We start from the raw sequence: 20088 nt of genomic DNA, 5'->3' as shown, positions 1-20088 counted from the left end.
CTTACCGGTGTTCGGTATAGTATAACGACCGGACACCTTCCAATAGAAGCTGCTTATCCGAATCACTGAATTTGATCATCTGCTCTTTTGCTCTGATCAATTCATCCAATTGCAATTTGGTACTCACACCAACAAGTGCTGTTGCTACTGCTACATTAGAAAGCACATAAGAAAGAGCAACAATCATATTGTCTTTTCCGATACGTTTGGAAAGATTTGCCAAGTTTCTCACGATATGGGCCACCTCTCCCGAACTATACTGCAAGAAAGGTTCAATAGGTTTGTTAATGAGAACACCTTTGGCTAATACGCCGCGTACGACGATACTTACCCCCCGTTCTTCCAATAAGCTACTGATTTCTTCTTCAGGTCTTCTATCCAATAAGCTGTATTGCATCATAACTGAGGCCATATCAGATTTGGATAAAAATGCCTTAATAACATTTGGGCGAATTGATGAAAGACCATAAGCACGGATTTTCCCTTGTTTCTTCAACAACTCAAACGCTTCAACAATCTCCTCTATCGGATCTTCTATCGTACCACCATGTAACTGATAGAGGTCGATGTAGTCCGTTTTTAAACGTGACAAGGAACCTTCCACAGCCTTGATAATATAGTCCTTTGAAGCCTTCCAATCCCAACCTGATCCATCTGCACGCCAAAGGTTACCAACTTTCGACGCCAACACAATATGTTTGCGAAAGCTTTGCACACTTTCCCCAACGATCATCTCATTTAGACCCTTATCGTAGAGATCAGCCGTATCGAAGAAAGTGATCCCTTTCTCGTAAGCTTTTTGGATAATATCTTTCGATTGTTTGGACTGATTGCTTTTTAGCGACATACAGCCCAAACCTATTTTCGAAACGATTAAGCTTGTATTACCTAATTTACGTTGTTCCATCTGCACCAATATCAAGCAATTCTACCTCAAACACCAATGTGCTGTTTGCCGGAATTTCACCTGTTGCCCGTTCGCCATACGCTAATCTGCTTGGTATAAAAAATTTATACTTTGCCCCCTTGGACATTAACGGGATTCCAATCTGCCAACCTTTGATCACCTGACCCAAGGATAGTTTCAACGGCTCCTTACGGTCATATGAGCTATCAAATTGCTTTCCATTCAATAAGGTACCTTTATAATGCACTGTTACCTCATCGTCACTTTTTGGTTTTGGCCCTTCGGTTTGACTTAGAACAAGATATTGAATCCCCTCAGCTGTAGATTTCATCCCAGCAACCTTTGCATTTTCGGCAAAAAATTTATCTTCTTCAGCACGGCTAGCAGCCTCTTTTTTAGCACGAACGTCCATGATCGCCTGTTGGATAACAGCTCTTCCTTGCCCCTCTTCCAATAGAGACTTCTCTCCTTTCAGAACATCCGAAATTGCTTTTGCAATGACATCTGACTTCAAATAATCGATCTCAATAGACTTTAGGGAATTTCCGATATCGGCACCAAATGCATAAGACACAGAATCGGCCTTCGTTTTCAGTTGATTTGTTGCACTTGGTTTAGTTGCGACGACCTTCTTCTTTGCCGTCGTGTTCGTTTTTTTTTGTTGAGCAAATCCTGTGACCGTCGTCAAGGATAATAGGGCTAATGCGATATACTTCATGTGTGTTTAACGGTGCTTCTGCACGATTTCATTTATAATTTCTTGCGTGATATTAGGGTAATCAACGTCAACCCTAGATTTACTGTTGAGCCAGGCTTCTATCGCCAGCATGTTCTTCTGTTTTAAACTCGAAATTACAGGCACTCCCATCTCTTCCAATGACGCTGCATTCAAATGCTGCTCATACTGGTTTTTCATTGGGATAACTAACAGTTTCTTTTTCAAATATAACGCTTCTGCCGGTGTTTCAAAACCCGCCCCACATAAAACTCCAGAAGAAGATGCCATACTATCAATAAAAGATTGGTTATTGATCGGCCTTATCGTTACATTTTTCATGTCAAATGCCTTTGAATTATGTTTACTAAAGACATCCCATTTCACGTCCGGAAACTTCATCAAATGCTTTAAAAGATGCGCATCGTCATATGCGGGGAGGTAAACAGTGTAATGTCCCTGATCGGTGACATTTAATTCACGAACAGCATTACGGATAACCGGTGGATAAATGTTCTTGCCGTACCGCTTGAAATGGAAACCATAGGAATGGGTAGACGGGGCATAATTTTTCATGATAAATTTGCCCAACATGTCACTATCTTCTGGCTTGGGGCTCGAGGGGTCTAAAGCAGCGATCTGATGGCTCAGCCCAATGCATTCTAGATCTTTTGAATGACAAGCCCAAGCAGAGATCGGTTCAAAATCATTGATCACCAAATCATAGTTTTCGATGGGCAAGCTCTTAATTTCATTCGTAAATTTGCGGATCGTCGAACTCATAAAAGTTTTCCACAGGTCTACCCCGCCGGATTTACCGAAGATAAAACTCAGCCCATGATAACGGTATTTCACTTCAAAAGGTAATGATAGATCCGCTTGAATTCCACTAACCAAAACATCAACTTCCCCTAACTCCCTCAGACAGGGGACAATATCCATTGCACGGCTCAGATGTCCGTTTCCTGTCCCTTGTACGGCATACAATATCTTCATAACGACTGCATTTTGTGTCGGCAAATTAATCAATTTTAACGAGTATCAATATTATTTTATTGTTTAGTTATGTTAAGAAAATATAAATTAACATCAATAAAAAATACAGTTAATCCATTTTTAATTTTCCTTTACGTATATTTAATATCAACAATTAATTAATAGCCAGTTTGATACCCCATGAAGTCTCTATTTTATAGAATGCTTTGCATAGTCTCCATGCTAATTTTAACATCGTGGGGATTTTTTGCTCATAAAAAAATTAATCATTATGCCGTCTTTGCGCTCCCCGCTCAGTTGGCTAAGTTTTATAAATCCAATATTGACCTTATTACCGAAAAAGCTGTTGATCCAGATAAACGCTGCTTCACAGACAGCGCTGAAGGCCCAAGACATTTTATAGATTTAGAGGACTACCGCAAGGAAAGTACAGTTGACTCCATACCGATACATTGGTCACAAGCCAAAGAGAAATTTCAAGAAAAGCAATTGTTAAAAAATGGCATTGTGCCCTGGCAAATCAATCTTACCTACCAAAAGCTTGTTAAGGCCTTTCAAGCAAAAGATTATAAGCGGATCATCAAACACTCAGCAGAAATCGGCCATTATATTGCTGATGCCCATGTTCCATTACACACGACTAAAAATTATAATGGACAGCTGACTAATCAACTCGGTATACACGCATTCTGGGAGAGCCGCTTACCGGAAATGTTTTCAGAAAAATACAACCTTCGCGTTGGAAAAGCCAACTATATCAAAGATCCCTTAGCGGAGGCCTGGAGTATCGTCCGTGAAAGCAATCGCCTTGTGGATTCTGTATTGAGCATTGAAGCCCAGCTCAATCGTCAATTTAAGGCATCTCAAAAAAAATCTTTTATTGAGCGAAACAATCAATTGGTATGGACCTATTCCGACAGTTATGCTAGAGCTTATCATGAAGCCATGAACGGTATGGTTGAAAGGAGAATGCAAAAAACCATTTTACGCGTTGCTTCCTATTGGTATTCAGCCTGGCTCGAATCCGGCCAACCCGACTTGACTAACATCGAAAAAATAAAAAGCACCGACAAGCAAGATCACATCGATATAACGGGAAAAAAACGTATCGGTCGAGAGGAATGGATGTAAGAAGGCTATAAAATATCACCCGGACTACCAGTATTATTCACGCCGGACTATTTATTTTTTAGTCAGCTAAGCTACTTTTGCAGCGTAAAATCTAGGAAAGCATGTTGAATAAGAATATTACGTTAACAAACCTTGCATTAGTACTGAGTATTGGAACTGCGACCGCTCAGATTAAAGACACAACCGCTTTGGGCGAAGTCATCATTAATCAAAATCGCTTACAGATCCCTTTTTCAAAACAAAGCAAAAATATCCAAATATTGACGCAGGAAGATATACAGAGATTACCAAATCGATCAATAAACGAATTGCTGAGCAATATCCCAGGTGTTGATATTCGCCAACGTGGACCATTCGGTTCGCAGGCAGATATAAGTATCGACGGTGGGTCTTTTGAACAGACGGCGATCCTACTCAATGGTGTTAAAATCACCGATCCACAGAGTGCCCATCACAACATGAACCTTCCGGTTCCTCTGGAGGCCATCGAGCGTATCGAAATCATTCGGGGGCCAGCTTCACGGATTTTCGGTATTAATGCACTAACCGGTGCCATTAACATCGTAACAAAGAAAATTGAATCAAATCAAATTAGTGCCCAGCTGTATAGTGGTTCTTCATTCAAAGATAATGAGCAGACAAGTGCAGGCAAGTATTATGGCAAAGGTGTTCAGCTTGGCTCACAGTTCTTAACCAAGCAAACAAGCCATGGTTTATATTTTGGCCACGAAGATTCGAATGGACAACGCTATAATACAGCCTCCAACAATAATAAACTCTATTATGACGGGACATATCAACTGAATACATCCAATATGATAAAAGCCAATGTTGGCTATATCAACAATCAATTTGGAGCCAATGGTTACTATGCTGCACCGAGTGACAAGGAAGCTTATGAACAGGTTAAGACAGCTTTCGCTTCCCTGCAGTCCAAGCATCAATTAACACAGGCATTTTCCATCAGTCCACGCCTCAGTAATCGCTACAACGAAGATGAATATTGGTATTTAGGCCGAGAAACAACGAAAGGTAGATCCAAACATTACAGCAACGTCTTTGGAGCAGAAATTAATGCCACATTGGAGCAAAGTTATGGTACATTTGGCTTAGGACTGGAAAGTCGATTTGAACGTATCAATAGCACCAGTATTGGCGACCATAACCGGGAGAATTACGGCGGCTACCTTGAATTCAAAACAGAAGCAATCAAAAAACTGATGATCAACTCAGGCGCCTACATCAATTACAACTCAAAATTTGGCTGGCAGGTATTCCCGGGTCTAGATTTGGGATATGATATTACCGAACATTGGAAGATTGTAGTCAACGCAGGTTCTAGCCAGCGGATCCCTTCCTTTACGGATCTTTACACCAATCAGACAGCCAACGTTGGAAACCCCACACTGAGCTCTGAAAATGCCTATCAGATCGAAGGTGGTATAAAATACTTATCCAATCGGATTATTGCTCAATCGGGCTATTTCCATCGAAGGATAAGCGATTTCATAGACTGGCAAAAAGAGGATGCCACTACAGGAAGCGGAACGGTCATTCCCTGGAAACCAATAAATATTGGGAAAAACAAAATTGATGGATTCAATGCTTCATTCCGATATAATATCAATGATCCCAGCGCAACGACACGATACTTTACAACGCTAAGTTATAATTATCTCAACCCAAGCATAACATTAGCAGACGGGATACTATCCAAATATGCTATTGAAAGCTTAAGGCATCAAGTTATTGCCAACTTTACCGTAAGCCACAAGAACTGGATGTTAACTTCTGCAAACCGCTTTAATGAGCGTATCAGTTACAAATCTTATTTCATCGCTGACGTAAGAGGATCGTACCAACTCCAAGACTTAAACATCTTTGTGGATGTTCAGAATATATTTGACAAGAGCTATATAGAAGCTGCCGCCGTTCCAATGCCCGGTCGTTGGTTTAGTATCGGCGCAAAATATAAACTGAACTATTAAACCCGATCAAATGGCAAAATTAGTTCTCTTCCCTTTTCGCCATCAATTATAAAAAAGTCCCAAATGGAATACCATTTGGGACTTTTCATTGTGCTATTGCCACATAGAAGCATGTACCCTGCCCTAGTTAAGAAAACGCCAACTATAAAATAAGTTACTTTTTCTTGGGAAGAACAGATAAAATTCCTCCAATTAAATGTTTTTGGAACTCAGGTTCGTCATAGGACTCATCGGTATGTCCAAGCCCGGTATAGAAGACTTTCCCTCCATCGTAGCTCTGGGTCCAGGAGATTGGATGTTGATCCCCCATTTTTCCACCTTGGTAGCTTTTTTCATCCAAATTCATCAACACATGCAATCCGTCCTTCACGTCCTTGAAATTATACCATTCATCTTTGTGCCACCAGATCGGATCAAGGTGCTTGGTGGCCGGATGTTTTCTGTCCAGCACATCAATTTTGGCTTTTTGTACGGCAGGATGAGACGCAAAATACGCCCCTACAAGGCTGTTATACCATAGCCAATCAAACTCAGTATCCGTCGCTGCATGGATACCCACAAACCCTTTTCCTGATTGGATATACCGCACAAAAGCTTCCTGTTGCGCATTATCGAGAATATCGCCAGTTGTGCTCAGAAAAATAACAGCGTCATATTTTTTCAATCCCTGATCTGTAAACAGAGCAGCATCCTCCGAATGATCAGATTTTATTTTTTCTTTATCTAGCAACTGCTTAAGTACCTCTGCACCCTTTTCGATGCTTCCGTGTCTAAACCCTTTTGTCTTGCTAAAGATCAATACTTGCCTTTGTGCCTGAACAGCAGCTGATATCCCCAACAGGAGAAACAGAAAAATGAAGATTCTATTCATGATATAAATGGTTATTATGATGATTTAAGTTTAGGTTTACTATTTTCCGCAACGAAATTGCGATAAAAATAGCTGTAAAGAAAAGCCGTGCATTCTCCCGATACACGGCTTTTCTGTTTTATTATGGTGTGATTAACTCACGGTAAAAATCAAGGCTTTCAATAATATCTTCCTCAGAAACGTAGATATCATATTGACAACTGCCAATTTGGTCAAGCAATGCGAAACCGATCTGATTGGACAAGTTTTTCTTATCGTTTCGCATCAGATCCAACAGGGCTGTATCAATGGAAGAATCAAATGTGTAGTCGTTGAAATATTTTCTAAAAGTTTGGATCAAATCGTTTAATTCATCCAAAGGCAAACCATTCAATTTATGCGATAGATACCCCTCACAAATCATTCCCGCTGCAATAGCTTCTCCATGTAATAAAGGTGAAGCATCGTTCAACAAAGAGTATCCCTCAATAGCATGACCAATTGTATGACCAAAGTTTAATATTTTACGTAGTCCTTTTTCTTTCGGATCCTCAAGGATAACACGGTTTTTGATCGAAACAGAATGCTTGACCAAAGAATTGTCGATTTGATCGATCTCTAATGTTTTCACTCGCTCATAGTAAGCCCGATCGAAGATCAGTCCATGTTTAATTACTTCAGCAAAACCTGAGATTAACTGACGCTGATCTAGGGTTTTCAAAAACTGGCTTGAAATAAATACTGCTTGAGGTTGTGCAAAAGTGCCAATAATATTTTTCACACTTCCCATATCAATACCGGTTTTACCTCCTACTGATGCATCTACCTGGGAAAGTAAAGTCGTCGGAATTTGAATAAAATCCATCCCTCTTTTGAAAGTCGATGCGGCAAATCCTCCCATATCGGTGACTACCCCACCACCCAGGTTGATCATCAACGAATGCCTATCCGCTCCGAAATCGAGCATATTATGCCATACGCCAATACAGAAATCAATATTTTTATTTTCCTCGCCAGGATCTACTTCTATCACGTCATAATTCGCCAAATTGGGTAAGGCCTGCTGAAATAAGGGTAAACAATTATCCAAGGTGTTGGTATCCACCAAGACGATGATCTTTGAGTAACTGCGCTCAGCTAAAAACGCCTCCAAAGAGGCCAACGTATCATCAAAATATACCTGATAGCCCAAACTTTCTATGACTTCCATTCTACGATTCTTTAAGGTTTAAGTTTTCTATTTACCAATATTGTTTAATATTACACCAATTTTATTTGCATCCCATCAAATTCAACAACATCTCCTGGTCGCAATTTGAGCCTTTTCCGGTAATCGACCTGCCCATTATACTTTACATACCCTTCCGCTACAACCCATTGAGCCATAGCACCATGCTCCACCCAATTTAAAGCTTTAAGTAACTGTATGAGCTGGATATATTCGCCCTCGATTTTAAATTCTTGCATTTCACAAAAATAGTGGTTTCACTGAGGAATACAACAATTATCATCGTTTTAATGCTTAGTAAATTGCTACATTTGCCTTATTGCAAATAAAGATTATGATTGAGAATTCTGAGCCCAAGACATTATCCTTTGATAATACAGAGATTGCTTTTAAAAGTAAAAGCGATAAGGATTTGGAAAGAGCGTATTGGTTATTCAAAATAATAGCGAATAACTTCTTGACAAAAGTAGGTCCGTCAATGACCAACTTTGCACTGAACATCGGATTACCTATCCAGGGTATCATCCGTAAAACAATCTTCAAGCATTTTTGTGGCGGAGAGACCATCGAAGGTTGCGAAAATGCGATCAACGAATTGGGGGAGAATGGTGTAGGGACAATATTGGATTATTCCGTTGAAGGAGAAGAAACTGAAAGTGCATTTGACGCTTGCTGCAACGAGGTATTGCGCACCGTAGTCGCGGCCAGTAAAAACAAATACATTCCATTTTCAGTATTTAAACCAACTGGATTAGGCCGATTTGAACTGTTTGAAAAAGTCAATGCAAAGGAAGCCTTGACAGAAAGTGAACAGGCAGAATACCAACGTATGTTGGACCGTACCGATCGCATCTGTAAAGCTTGTCATGCAGCTGGTGTAAAAGTTTTAGTAGATGCTGAACATTCATGGATCCAAGATGCAATTGACGATATCGCTCGTGAAATGATGGAAAAATACAATATGGAAAAACCAATTGTATATAATACTTATCAATTGTACCGTAGTGATAAGTTGGCATCTTTGAAAGCTGACTTTGAATACGCCAAAGTTAGAGGATTTCACATGGGTGCTAAGATCGTTCGTGGTGCCTATATGGAGATCGAACGTGCTCGCGCTGCGCAAAAAGGTTATTCCGATCCCATCCAGCCAAATAAAGAAGCTTCCGATAGAGATTATAATGAAGCTATTGAATTTATCTTGGACCATCTGGACAACTTTGGACTAATGGCGGGTACACACAATGAGGACAGTAGCATGCTACTTGCAAAGGAAATTGACAGACGCGGTATCGACAGATCAATCGACCGTATTTACTTTGCACAATTATTGGGTATGTCTGATAACCTGAGCTTCAATTTAACTGCACACGGCTACAATGTTGCCAAATACATGCCTTACGGACCCGTGAAAGCAGTGATGCCATACCTTTTCCGTAGAGCACAGGAAAATACTTCAGTCGCAGGAGCGACAGGTCGGGAGCTCGGGCTTTTGATCAAAGAAAAACAAAGAAGAAAAGCTAGTCGATAACGACTAGCTTTTTTTATAATTGGCGCGCATCAAGTCCATCTACTCAAGGAACTATGCTCAAATGGTCTCCAAGAAACACCCTACTTTTGAAAAGCACAAAAGCACTTCACCTATCGCTCCCCTTCGCACTTTTGAAACAAGCTAATTACAAAATCATTCCATATTCTTGAAACAATTATTTATGTTTGCAAACTTTTCCCTTAAAACAAAGTTCATACTGGAAGGGTGCTCCCGCGGAGCTTAAAAGAATAAGATTTGAAATGGAAGAAAAACTTAGATTATTTGATCTTGCACGTCAACAGATGGGCAAATACCCCAATCTTGATATGTTTGCGCACAAAGTGGACGGCAAGTGGAATTATATCAAAACAGCAGATTTTCTTGAACAAGTAGACAACCTCTCCAAAGGGCTGATTGAACTTGGCGTGAAACCCAGCGAGAAAGTTGGTCTCATTGCCGGCAGTAGCATAGAATGGCATATGATTGACTTTGCAATCCAGCAAATTGGTGCAGTCGTGGTGGCCATCTATCCAAATATTACCGATACAGACTATCAATATATTTTTAATGATGCCGAAATCAGGGTTTGTATCGTCAGTAACAAAAGCTTGTACGATCGCCTGATGAATCTAACCGATTCAATCTATACATTGAAGTATCTTTTTTGTATCGCCGAACAGGAAGGAACACGCAGCTGGAAAGAACTTAATGATATAGGCTCCAATTGCTCCCCAGAAAAACTAGCAGTGCTCCGCGATCAGATCAAACCTGAAGATCTCGCTACCCTGATCTACACTTCTGGAACCACGGGCAAACCAAAAGGCGTCATGCTGTCACACAATAATATCTTTTCCAATGTATTGGGCGCAGCAGAAATTACCCCTTGTAAAGCTTATGACCGCGGACTGACCTTCCTCCCTCCTTGTCACGCCTACGAGCGTATGGTTTTATATACCTATATGTATCTTGGCTTTACGATCTATATCGCAGAATCTTTTGACAAGATTGGTGATAATCTGAAGGAAGTAAAACCTCATATCATGACCGTTGTCCCACGTATTCTGGAAAAGGTTTACGAGAAAATCATGAAAACAGGCCACGATCTCACTGGTTTCAAACGCAAAGTATTTGATTGGGCTGTTTCAGTTGCAGAAGAATATGATCCAAATCCTGAGAAAAGAAGTCTATCCTATAATCTCAAACTAAAGCTTGCCAAGAAACTTGTCCTTAACAAATGGTATGAGGCTTTGGGTGGCGAATTGCTTACCGTTGCCTCTGGATCAGCCTCTCTTCACAGCAAGTTAACACGTGCCTTCTTAGCTGCAGGAATTCCATTATATGAGGGTTACGGCATGACCGAAGCCTCCCCACTCATTTCAGTCAATCATTATATCAAAGGTATTCGCATTGGCACTGTTGGACTTCCTGTACGTTTTGTTGAAATAAAACTCGCCGAAGACGGAGAGATATTGGTAAAAGGTCCCAACGTCATGATGGGCTATTATAAGAATAAGGCAGAGACGGATAAAACCATCATTGATGGATGGTTGCACACCGGAGATATCGGGAAGTGGGAAGATGAAAAATTCTTAAAAATCATTGACCGAAAAAAAGAGATGTTCAAAATTTCGGGCGGGAAGTACGTTATACCACAACCTATCGAAACCAAGCTCGTTGAATCTAAGTTTATAGAACAGGCAATGGTAATCGGTGACGGGATGAAATTTGCCTCTGCCTTTATTGTGCCAAACTATGCCCATTTATTGGATTGGGCCAGAACAGATGCTCCTGAACTTGCAACCATGACAAAGGACGATTTTCTGACTGACCCTGCCATTGTAAAAAAAGTCAATCAGGAGGTACGTCGTGCAAACCAACACTTTGGTAACTGGGAGCAGATTAAGAAACCAATTATTTTAACCGATGAATTTACTATTGAAAATGGAGAGTTAACACCAACCTTAAAAATGAAACGGAAGGTCATTCTCGAACATCATCAAGAAGAGTTCAATAACCTCTATCAAATGGAGATGGATTAAGGATCAACTGATCAAAATTTTGACACAGCGCGTTATATTTATACGAGTAAAATATGAAATTATTAAAGGATAGAATCCATCATGACGGTAAAAGTCTTGCAGGAGGCATACTTAAAGTAGACAACTTCATCAATCACCAGATGGACCCCGTATTGATGAAATCTATTGCGGTGGAATTTGTCCGTCGTTTTGCAGACCTCCCGATCAATAAAATCATTACAATTGAAGCAAGCGGAATAGCCCCAGCGATCATGCTTGGCTACCTTTTGGAATTACCGGTTGTATTTGTGAAAAAAGCAAAACCGACCACCATGGTTGATATGTATGTAAGCCAGGTGCATTCATTTACTAAGAACCGAACCTATGACATCTGTGTCAGCAAAGAGTTTCTTACGCCGAGCGACAATGTTCTTTTTATAGACGATTTTTTGGCCAATGGGAACGCCGCTTTTGGTATGCTCGATCTCGTTAAACAATCGGGGGCTTCAGTTTTGGGCATGGGATTTATTATCGAAAAATCCTTCCAGGAAGGTGGTAAAAGATTAAGAGAATTGTCCGATTTAAGAATTGAATCGTTAGCGCGGATAAAGTCGCTTGAAGTGAATAAAGTCAGTTTCGAAGAAGACTAGCAAAAAGAAAAGCCTCATCTCCCTAAAGATTGAGGCTTTTATATTCAAACAACAAGATAAATTCTTTCTAATCCCAACGGTAGTCGTTGTAAAAATCTTCAGGATGTCTGCTAATTGCAACATCTTTTACAATCCGAATATTGGCTGCTCCCAAGTTGACATTCAACATAAACGAAGGCACGTTTGATGAAAAATTCCAACGGCCATTGCGCATATACACGTAACCTCCTCTGTAAGGGTCATAGAATGTTTTGTAATCTCTAAAGTATACATGGTGTCTACTATCGTAACGATGTGCACTTGCCCAGGCCGGTGCTCCATGACGGTACCCTTTTCGGTATGACTTAGCTACTTCTTTATGATACTTACGGTCTTCTTTTTCGCGTTTTTCTAAATATTTTCGATATTCCTTATCCCTTTTCTCTTCATATTTTCTACGCTCTTTGTCCTGTTTCCATTCACGTTCATGTCCACGATGTTGAGCCGAAGATTGTTGAGGAGCGATTAAAACCAGCCCTCCAATTGCCAACGCGAAGTATATCATCTTTCTCATAACAGTATAATTTAAATTTAAAAATCAATTCCACTCTGCCTGTGTTCCATTCTTTTTTACAAGCGTTTCTATGGGTATGACTTCAATGTTTGAACAAAGGTTTAATCGATCAAGATGAATTTAATTTGTGCTGCAATATATAGAATCCATTACTTCAATTTAACGTATCTTTGTACCATGTCAAATACGGGATATATCACTGAAGATACCATTGTTGCATTAGCGACATCTTCCGGAACAAATGGCGCTATTGCTGTCATACGCGTTTCGGGCCAAAATGCCATAAAAATTACGAACGAAATATTTAAAGGAAAGAACCTACTTCAACAAGCATCACATACCATCCATTTTGGAACCATACGCGATGGCGAAGAGATCATTGACGAAGTATTGGTCTCCTTATTTGTAGCTCCGAACTCCTATACGAGAGAAAATTCGGTGGAAATATCAACGCATAACTCCAAATATATTATCGAGCGCGTTGTAAATTTACTCATCAAAAAAGGAGCACGTGCCGCCCGTCCGGGAGAATTTACCCTACGTGCATTTCTCAATGGCGGAATGGATTTATCCCAAGCAGAAGCAGTTGCCGATTTAATTGCATCTAATTCTGCAGCCTCACATCAAGTGGCGATGCAGCAGATGCGTGGCGGCTTTTCCAATCAGCTTAAATCCCTTCGTGAAGATCTCATTCACTTTGCTTCACTGATTGAATTAGAGCTTGATTTTTCGGAAGAAGATGTGGAATTTGCCAACAGAGATCAGCTAAAAAATCTAATCAATAAAATACAGGTTATTGTTCAAAAATTAGTGCAGTCTTTTGAACAGGGTAACGTCCTAAAAAATGGTGTTCCTGTTGTTATTGCCGGGAAACCTAATGTAGGAAAATCAACCCTATTGAACGCTTTTTTAAACGAAGAACGTGCCATTGTTTCAGATATTGCAGGAACAACGCGCGATACCATTGAAGATGAAATTAATATTCATGGCGTCACGTTCCGATTTATTGACACAGCAGGTATACGTGAGACGGCAGATGTTATTGAAGCAAAAGGTGTTGAGCGTACCCGTGAAAAGATGAAACAGGCGAGATTGATCATTTACCTATTTGACCCTACACAGGACAAAGTCGAGGAAGTACAAGCGCAATTACCTGAAATCGAGCGCCTACAAATTCCATTTGTCACCATTATCAATAAATCAGATTTACTTTCTGAGGCGCAAAAAGAGGTTTACAATGTCCTTAATCCGCTTTACATTTCAGCGAAAGAACAAATCGGTGTCGAGGAACTGAAAGACGAATTGATCAATCGTGTACATTTAGGAAATTTAAATACCGACGATGTCATGGTCACCAACATCCGTCACGTAGAGGCGCTACAAAAAACAGCAGATTCACTGGAACGCGTAATCTATGGTATTGACAATCCTGTCACTTCTGATTTCCTAGCGATGGATATACGCCAAGCCTTATATCATCTTGGTGAAATCACCGGAAGTGTTTCTACAGACGATTTATTGGATAATATCTTTTCCAAGTTCTGTATCGGCAAATAAGTACGACAAATAAAACAAACTAAAACAAACCAAACGATTGATTATTAGCTATTTACAAAAATATTGATTTTGTATGAGTTTTTCAAAGTTTGGTTAGTTTTGTTCAGTTTTGTCCCCCAGTTGTCCCTCAAACCAATAATATTTTATTTTTTTTAACTCGGGAGAGTTAGTGTCACTTAAGGTAATTTATTGTACCTAATTGTACTTAAATGTACCATAATGTACCTTAAGCCAAATTATCTCTTCCACAAATAAAATATTATGAAAATCAAGAAGATTTGCGAACATTGTGGACTTGAATTTATTGCCCAAACAACAGTAACCAGATACTGTTGCAAAACCTGTAATTCCAGAGCTTACAAGATTAATGTTAGGGAACTTAGAGAAAAATTGACTGAAGCAACTCAGGAAGTTTCCAAACCTCAATCAAAACCTAAAGAAGATCCTAACTCTTATTTTGCCCTCAAAACCCTTGATTACTTAACAGTCAAGGAAGCTTCTATTTTATTGAAATGTGATAAGAGAACAGTCTATCGAATGGTTAAAAATGGCAGTATTCCTGCAGCTAATTTATCCATCAGAAAGATTCGTCTATTAAAGAAAGATATTGATGCATTATTTGAAGTCAAGCCAAAAGTAATCCAAAATCCAACAGAAGATTTGGAAAAGATTGAATGGACACCTTTAAAGGATTGCTTCACAATGGGTCAAATTCAAAAAGAGTATAATATCTCTCCGACTTCCTTAAAAAATCTTATAGAAAGACATAATATCCCAAAATTTCAGAAGGGCAAATTTGTATATGTACCAAGAGTTAAAATTGAGCATATTTTAAAGAGGATTGAGTTGGGTATTTATTCAGGATAACACCAATTTATTTGGCATTCTGACGCCAAATTTCCCCTAAGAGAGCCATAAAATCTGGCTTACACTATCAATTTTTAATATTACTCAAAAATCCAAAATTATGTCAAAAGTAACATTAAGGAAAAAACCTATATCAAAAGGCAGACAATCTTTATTTCTGGACATATGGCCTCCCATTTATAATCCAGAAACAGGAAAAATGGAACGAAAACACTATCTAAAATTATATATCTATAATCGTCCCAAAAACGAAACTGAAAGGAAGTTCAATAAAGAAACTTTAGCTTTAGGAGAATATGTAAGAGCTCAAAGGCATATAGAATTACAAAGCAAGAGGTTTGATTTTATTTCTGAAGAAAAGATGAAATCAAACTTTATTGAATTCTTTGAAGCTGAAGCTAAAAAAAGAAACAACTGTTATAACTGGGTAATGTCTGTTAGATATTTTAAGACTTTTGTTGGGCCCGAAATTCCATTTAATGAATTGAATGAAACGCTATGTGAGGAATATGCAGATTATTTGTTAACATGCCCCGCATTGGGACGCAGAAAAACCATAAAAAAGAATACTGCCGTAGCTTATTTTGGAAGATTTAAGCTGACATTAAAGGAGGCTTTTAAAAAGCGCTTTTTACCCACAGACCTAGGTTCAATAATTGACAGTATTGCACCGCAGGAAACTCATCGTCCATTTTTATTCATGGAGGAATTAGAAAGAATGGCAAATTCTGAGTGTCGAAATCCAATAGTAAAAAAGGCAGGACTTTTCTCTGCTATGACCGGTTTCAGATATTCAGATGTTGAAAAGCTATTATGGAGTGAAATTCATGGAACCGAAGGCAATTATTATATAGTATATAATCAGGAAAAAACAGAGAATGCAGAATATCATCCAGTATCTGATCAAACTATAAAATTGTTAGGTCCAAGAGGAAATTCTGATTCAAGAGTATTTGAAGGATTAAATTATCATAACACAGTAGCAGAGTTGAAAAAGTGGTTGGCAAATGCTGGTATAGAAAAACATTTCACCTTCCACGGTTTCAGACATACCTTTGCGACCTTACAAATAGCTGCTGGAACATCTATATATACAGTTTCAAAACTATTGGGACATAAAGATATCAAAACAACAGAGATATATGCGAAAATAGTTGACAGTTTAAAAAAAGAAGCCTCTGAAAAAATTAAAATTAATTTATTTGATATAGGTAAGAACATCGTAAATATCGACCAGATTGATCCTCCAACAGATAATTTAAATATCTAGTAATTTTGAGATTTTATGAAATAGTTAGTAAGCTATAAATACCTTCAAAAGACAAATTACGACAGATCAAGTCATTATCAAGAACGTTTTTCAAGGTCTTATTAACTTGAAAAAAAAAAAATGGAATATACATTTGATCAAATACCAAATATTCTTAGAAGAATTGAAGAAAGATTGGAAAGTTTAGAAGAAATTTTATTGGATCGTATCCAAAATGAAATGCCAGAACTTGAATTTATTGATGCGAAAGAGGCTTGCAAAATTTTAAAATTATCATTACCAACATTATATTCTAAAGTTTGTCTACGCGAAATACCGTTTTATAAAAAGGGAAATAGATTGCATTTTTCTAAAATGGAACTATTAGAATGGATTCAAGAGGGTAAAGAAAAATCCTTAAATGAATTAAGTAGTGATGGTAATGCTATCTTAAAAAGAATAACAAAAAAAAGATGGCATTAGAAATCATACAAGCATTTTAAACCTTCCAACTTTATTTTGGAAGGTTTTTATTTACAATAGTTTAGACCATATATAAAGGAGATCTATCTCTTAGCACGTAAGTCGCCTATTAGAACAAATTTTGTCAATTAGTTCCTGTTATATCAAACATCACACAACGAATATTTGCTAATCACACTCAAATATTAAACAGCAAATAATTTCACCTTACATTAATTTAAATTGCTTATGAATCAAATTATGAACGAATAAAATATTTCAATAAAAATTTAAAAATGTAATAAAGGTTATTAGCAAAATAATATATAATTAATTGATAAATTAAATAAATCGCCACAAAGGGAAAAATATTATATTTTTAGGACTGCTGATCACTGGACCTGATAATGAGAACCTTTCAAATATATTTTTACCATGACAAAATCAATTTATGATACAATAGTAAAACGTATTGAAATTCAAGAATGCAAAATTACGCTAACTAAAGAAAAGGTTATAAAAGAAGCCTATCAAATGGCGACCTCTCTCCGAGAATTATTGAATGAAACAAAAAAGCTTGTATCAGACAAAGGTTTCATTGATAAAGATCAGGAGATCAATTTTTTTAAATACGTAAAACCACAACTTCTAGGAAAGCTTATTTATTATAATAAGGTATATAGAATTGAAACATCTTGTCCAACAAAAGCTGGTGAACTTTATAAGATATATTTCGAAAATGAACTTGAAAAATTAAACAAAGAATTTCAGGAGCATTTTGTAGATTCAGATTTTTATCGATATATAAAATCAGATCGTAAAGATCTGGATAAGAAATATTTTGCTTTAGGAAATATTGATATAATAGAAGGACTAAATAGTTTTGTCTTTGAAATCGATCCAAATTTTTCAACATATTATGACTATAAAGTCGCTCATATCATTGCAGATGAACTATTATATACTTATATAAGAAATAGGTTGAGCCCTGACAATGAATATGATTCACCATCGCTAACATATACCAATTACGATGATATGTTCTGGACCGATTCTAAGAACGCTCTAATAGAGTTAATATATGCATTATATGCTGCCAGGTCTTTATCCAATGGTCGATTGGCAATATCAAAAATCAGTACCATAATTGAAACACTTTTCCAGATAGAACTAGGCGATTTCCACCATGCTTTCCACCGAATGAAAGTCAGGTCCGGAAGTAAAACAGCTTTTCTTGACCATCTTAAAGTAAGTTTAGAAGAATACATGAGCAGGAACCTATAACATTATTTGATTAAGACAGCCAATAGGTTGTCTTTTTTTTACCAAGTTATGCCAAGATATGCCAAGTTGACCTAATAAACCAACAAAATAGAAACCTTTCATTCGTGAGAATTGGAGCATCTGAAGAATAAAAATTACAAAAAAAAATTTTCAATTTCTCTTGGCAGCTCTTGATTAAACTTGGGTTACTGAGCTATTTTACTCTAAGAAATTTGTCTGTGAACAAAAATTTTAAACAGATGAATATTGACAGATTAGAATTTATTGCTTGGATGGAAAGAATCATGGATCGATTCGATTTGATTTCCGAGAGCGTAAGAGAAATGAAGAAAACTAACAATGCAATTGATGGAGAAGAATTGCTAGACAATCAGGATTTGCTTCAAATGCTAAAAATTAGTAATCGTTCATTACAGAGATACAGGTCTGATGGTAAATTACTCTATTACACTATTAGTGGTAAGCTTTATTACAAATTATCAGATGTCCACCAATTTATTCGTGATAGTTTTAACACTCCCACTAAGCGTAAGAGGAAATTGAAAGCCGAATAATACCATAAAATTCCAACTTAGTTATTGCTATTGATTTATAAAATACCTTGATCTGAGATTTACAAAAATTTAGAGTTATGAGTACTAATCAATCCAAAAATCAGAAATCTGATCAAGCAAATGATCTAACAGATACATTGCTTGTCCATGATACAGAAACCAATAAAATTCTCGCGGTTAAAGGAATAAAGAAAAAATCCGGCAAAAAACCTGGTGAAAAAGATGAGCTTGAAACGGTTGATCCAACTAAAAGAAAAGAAAATTCTTTTTTGAAACTCAACAAAAATGAAGATATGCTTTCCAATTTTTTAAAGAATTTTTTTAGTCAGATCGGCAATCCCACACGCTTCAATTTTTTTAAAGTTCCTATTGAAACTGCTGTCATGATAGCGAAAAAAATGCAGCAATTTATTGATACAGCAAAACTTGAAGGTAAAGAGCTTCTGGAAGGACTAAAAGATATTTTGAGTAAAAACAATAATAAAAATACTATGGCGAAACAACAAAACAAAACGGAAAATAGTAATGGTAATCACTATTCCATTGAAAAAATCGACTGGAAAAGCCTTGAAAATCTTGGATACAGCCGCGAGGAATTTGAGAAATTCAATCTTTTGGACTCTCTTTTAAAAGGTTATAAAACAAATGACATGCTTACAGTATCGTTAAAAGTTGGAAATCAAGAAATTGAAACCCAAGCTAAGTTATGGCTTGAACAGGGAAAGGATGGTCTAGCGGTATTTAACATGCTTCCCAAAAAAAATGAAATTGAATTAGATAAAAAATTTCAAGGACATGAATTTACCGAAGAGGATAAAACCAACCTATTAGAAAGAGGAAATATGGGAAGAGCTGTAGAACTAATTACAGATAATAATACGAAGGCTTTCCATGTGATAACGCTAGATAAGGATACAAATCAATTAGTTTCTTTTCCGGTTGAAAAGATGCGTATTGATGATATTATCAAAGGAGTGACCCTTACTCCCGATCAAAAAAATCTTTTATTGGAAGGTAAGCCTGTATATCTTGAAGGGATGCTTTCTAAAAGAGATACTTTATTTAATGGTGAAATCCAATTTAATGCTTTCAAAGGTCATATTGAATTTCAATTTGATAAAGGAAATTCCAAAATTCAAAAACAGGATAACTCTCAAAACCAATCTGCAGAAATACCAAAAACTTTTAGAAGGAAAGAATTTACATTCGACCAGTATAATAAACTTAGCAAGGGTGAAACAGTATATATTACCGATTTTAAGGATGGTGCTGGGAAGGAATATCCGGGATATGTATGGCTAAATAAAGAAAAAGGAGAATTGGATTTTAATTTTAAAAACCCCAATAAACTTAAACAAAATGCAACCACAGCTGAAACTCATAAAACCCAGGTCGCTGTTAATTCCGATGGAAAAACAAATGAAGCTACTAAAAATATCAAGGAGCCATTAAAATCAGGTCAAAGTACGCCTGCTAATAAAAGGCAGCAGAACACGCAAAAAGAAACCAACAATGCGCCTAAAAAAAGAGGTCGAAGAGTATCCTAAAATA

General features: G+C 37.5%; 19 protein-coding genes. 12 read left to right on the top strand and 7 right to left on the bottom strand.

What is annotated here, in order from left to right; genetic code table 11:
* Position 1: 1 nt before the first annotated feature.
* From B2O97_RS20800 to B2O97_RS20790, 3 genes are read right to left on the bottom strand one after another with little or no spacing between them, the layout of a single operon-like run.
* A complete protein-coding gene (locus tag B2O97_RS20800; protein WP_070568711.1) occupies positions 2-907 on the bottom strand; it encodes an aldo/keto reductase in 906 nt (301 codons plus the stop codon).
* On the bottom strand, positions 894-1625 hold the full coding sequence (locus tag B2O97_RS20795; protein WP_070568714.1) for an FKBP-type peptidyl-prolyl cis-trans isomerase: 732 nt from the start codon (positions 1623-1625) through the stop codon (positions 894-896). The genes B2O97_RS20800 and B2O97_RS20795 overlap by 14 nt, the downstream gene beginning before the upstream one ends.
* 6 nt (positions 1626-1631) lie before the next feature.
* Positions 1632-2618, bottom strand: a complete 987-nt coding sequence (locus B2O97_RS20790; protein WP_046675898.1) for a glycosyltransferase family protein — start codon at positions 2616-2618, stop codon at positions 1632-1634.
* Between the two features lie 219 nt (positions 2619-2837).
* On the opposite strand from B2O97_RS20790, the gene B2O97_RS20785 reads away from it, so the two are divergent.
* Complete coding sequence (locus B2O97_RS20785; RefSeq protein WP_286768066.1) at positions 2838-3749, top strand: zinc dependent phospholipase C family protein; 912 nt, start codon at positions 2838-2840, stop codon at positions 3747-3749.
* Between the two features lie 101 nt (positions 3750-3850).
* Positions 3851-5737 (top strand): TonB-dependent receptor plug domain-containing protein, encoded by a 1887-nt coding sequence (locus B2O97_RS20780; RefSeq protein WP_286768065.1) that lies wholly within the window; start codon positions 3851-3853, stop codon positions 5735-5737.
* Positions 5738-5891: 154 nt separating this feature from the next.
* On the opposite strand, the gene B2O97_RS20775 is transcribed toward B2O97_RS20780, so the two are convergent.
* From B2O97_RS20775 to B2O97_RS20765, 3 genes are all read right to left on the bottom strand, one after another.
* Entirely contained in the window at positions 5892-6608 is a 717-nt protein-coding gene (locus tag B2O97_RS20775; protein ID WP_286768064.1) for a ThuA domain-containing protein, read from the bottom strand.
* Between the two features lie 121 nt (positions 6609-6729).
* Positions 6730-7797, bottom strand: coding sequence for a 3-dehydroquinate synthase (gene aroB, locus B2O97_RS20770; protein WP_286768063.1), 1068 nt, complete (start codon positions 7795-7797; stop codon positions 6730-6732).
* Between the two features lie 50 nt (positions 7798-7847).
* On the bottom strand, positions 7848-8054 hold the full coding sequence (locus B2O97_RS20765; protein ID WP_070568728.1) for an RNA-binding S4 domain-containing protein: 207 nt from the start codon (positions 8052-8054) through the stop codon (positions 7848-7850).
* 95 nt (positions 8055-8149) lie between these two features.
* On the opposite strand from B2O97_RS20765, the gene B2O97_RS20760 reads away from it, so the two are divergent.
* From B2O97_RS20760 to xpt, 3 genes are all read left to right on the top strand, one after another.
* Entirely contained in the window at positions 8150-9343 is a 1194-nt protein-coding gene (locus tag B2O97_RS20760; protein WP_286768062.1) for a proline dehydrogenase family protein, read from the top strand.
* 260 nt (positions 9344-9603) lie between these two features.
* Positions 9604-11382 (top strand): AMP-dependent synthetase/ligase, encoded by a 1779-nt coding sequence (locus tag B2O97_RS20755; RefSeq protein WP_286768061.1) that lies wholly within the window; start codon positions 9604-9606, stop codon positions 11380-11382.
* A 53-nt stretch (positions 11383-11435) separates the two neighbouring features.
* Positions 11436-12011, top strand: coding sequence for a xanthine phosphoribosyltransferase (xpt, locus tag B2O97_RS20750; protein WP_070568735.1), 576 nt, complete (start codon positions 11436-11438; stop codon positions 12009-12011).
* 67 nt (positions 12012-12078) lie between these two features.
* Here the strand turns inward: xpt and B2O97_RS20745 are convergent, their stop codons facing one another.
* Positions 12079-12564 carry a hypothetical protein gene (locus tag B2O97_RS20745; protein WP_286768060.1) on the bottom strand — a complete coding sequence of 162 codons (486 nt, stop codon included), beginning with the start codon at positions 12562-12564 and terminating at the stop codon, positions 12079-12081.
* A gap of 177 nt (positions 12565-12741) precedes the next feature.
* On the opposite strand from B2O97_RS20745, the gene mnmE reads away from it, so the two are divergent.
* The 7 genes from mnmE to B2O97_RS20710 all read left to right on the top strand — a co-directional run bounded on the left by mnmE (position 12742) and on the right by B2O97_RS20710 (position 20084).
* A complete protein-coding gene (gene mnmE, locus B2O97_RS20740; protein ID WP_120334635.1) occupies positions 12742-14121 on the top strand; it encodes a tRNA uridine-5-carboxymethylaminomethyl(34) synthesis GTPase MnmE in 1380 nt (459 codons plus the stop codon).
* 261 nt (positions 14122-14382) lie between these two features.
* Positions 14383-14988, top strand: coding sequence for a helix-turn-helix domain-containing protein (locus tag B2O97_RS20735; protein WP_048506285.1), 606 nt, complete (start codon positions 14383-14385; stop codon positions 14986-14988).
* Between the two features lie 100 nt (positions 14989-15088).
* Positions 15089-16258, top strand: coding sequence for a site-specific integrase (locus B2O97_RS20730; protein WP_073060417.1), 1170 nt, complete (start codon positions 15089-15091; stop codon positions 16256-16258).
* A gap of 120 nt (positions 16259-16378) precedes the next feature.
* Positions 16379-16720 carry a helix-turn-helix domain-containing protein gene (locus B2O97_RS20725; RefSeq protein WP_048506286.1) on the top strand — a complete coding sequence of 114 codons (342 nt, stop codon included), beginning with the start codon at positions 16379-16381 and terminating at the stop codon, positions 16718-16720.
* A gap of 414 nt (positions 16721-17134) precedes the next feature.
* Positions 17135-17983 (top strand): RteC domain-containing protein, encoded by an 849-nt coding sequence (locus tag B2O97_RS20720; protein ID WP_048506287.1) that lies wholly within the window; start codon positions 17135-17137, stop codon positions 17981-17983.
* Positions 17984-18222: 239 nt separating this feature from the next.
* Entirely contained in the window at positions 18223-18537 is a 315-nt protein-coding gene (locus B2O97_RS20715; RefSeq protein ID WP_048506288.1) for a helix-turn-helix domain-containing protein, read from the top strand.
* A gap of 77 nt (positions 18538-18614) precedes the next feature.
* Positions 18615-20084, top strand: a complete 1470-nt coding sequence (locus B2O97_RS20710) for a DUF3945 domain-containing protein (RefSeq protein WP_048506289.1) — start codon at positions 18615-18617, stop codon at positions 20082-20084.
* The last annotated feature ends 4 nt before the right edge of the window (positions 20085-20088 follow it).

The organism is Sphingobacterium sp. UBA865 (assembly GCF_002295765.1).
Lineage (GTDB): Bacteria > Bacteroidota > Bacteroidia > Sphingobacteriales > Sphingobacteriaceae > Sphingobacterium > Sphingobacterium multivorum.
The sequence above is the reverse complement of the archived record's forward strand: the minus strand, read 5'-3'. Positions and strand labels throughout refer to the sequence as shown.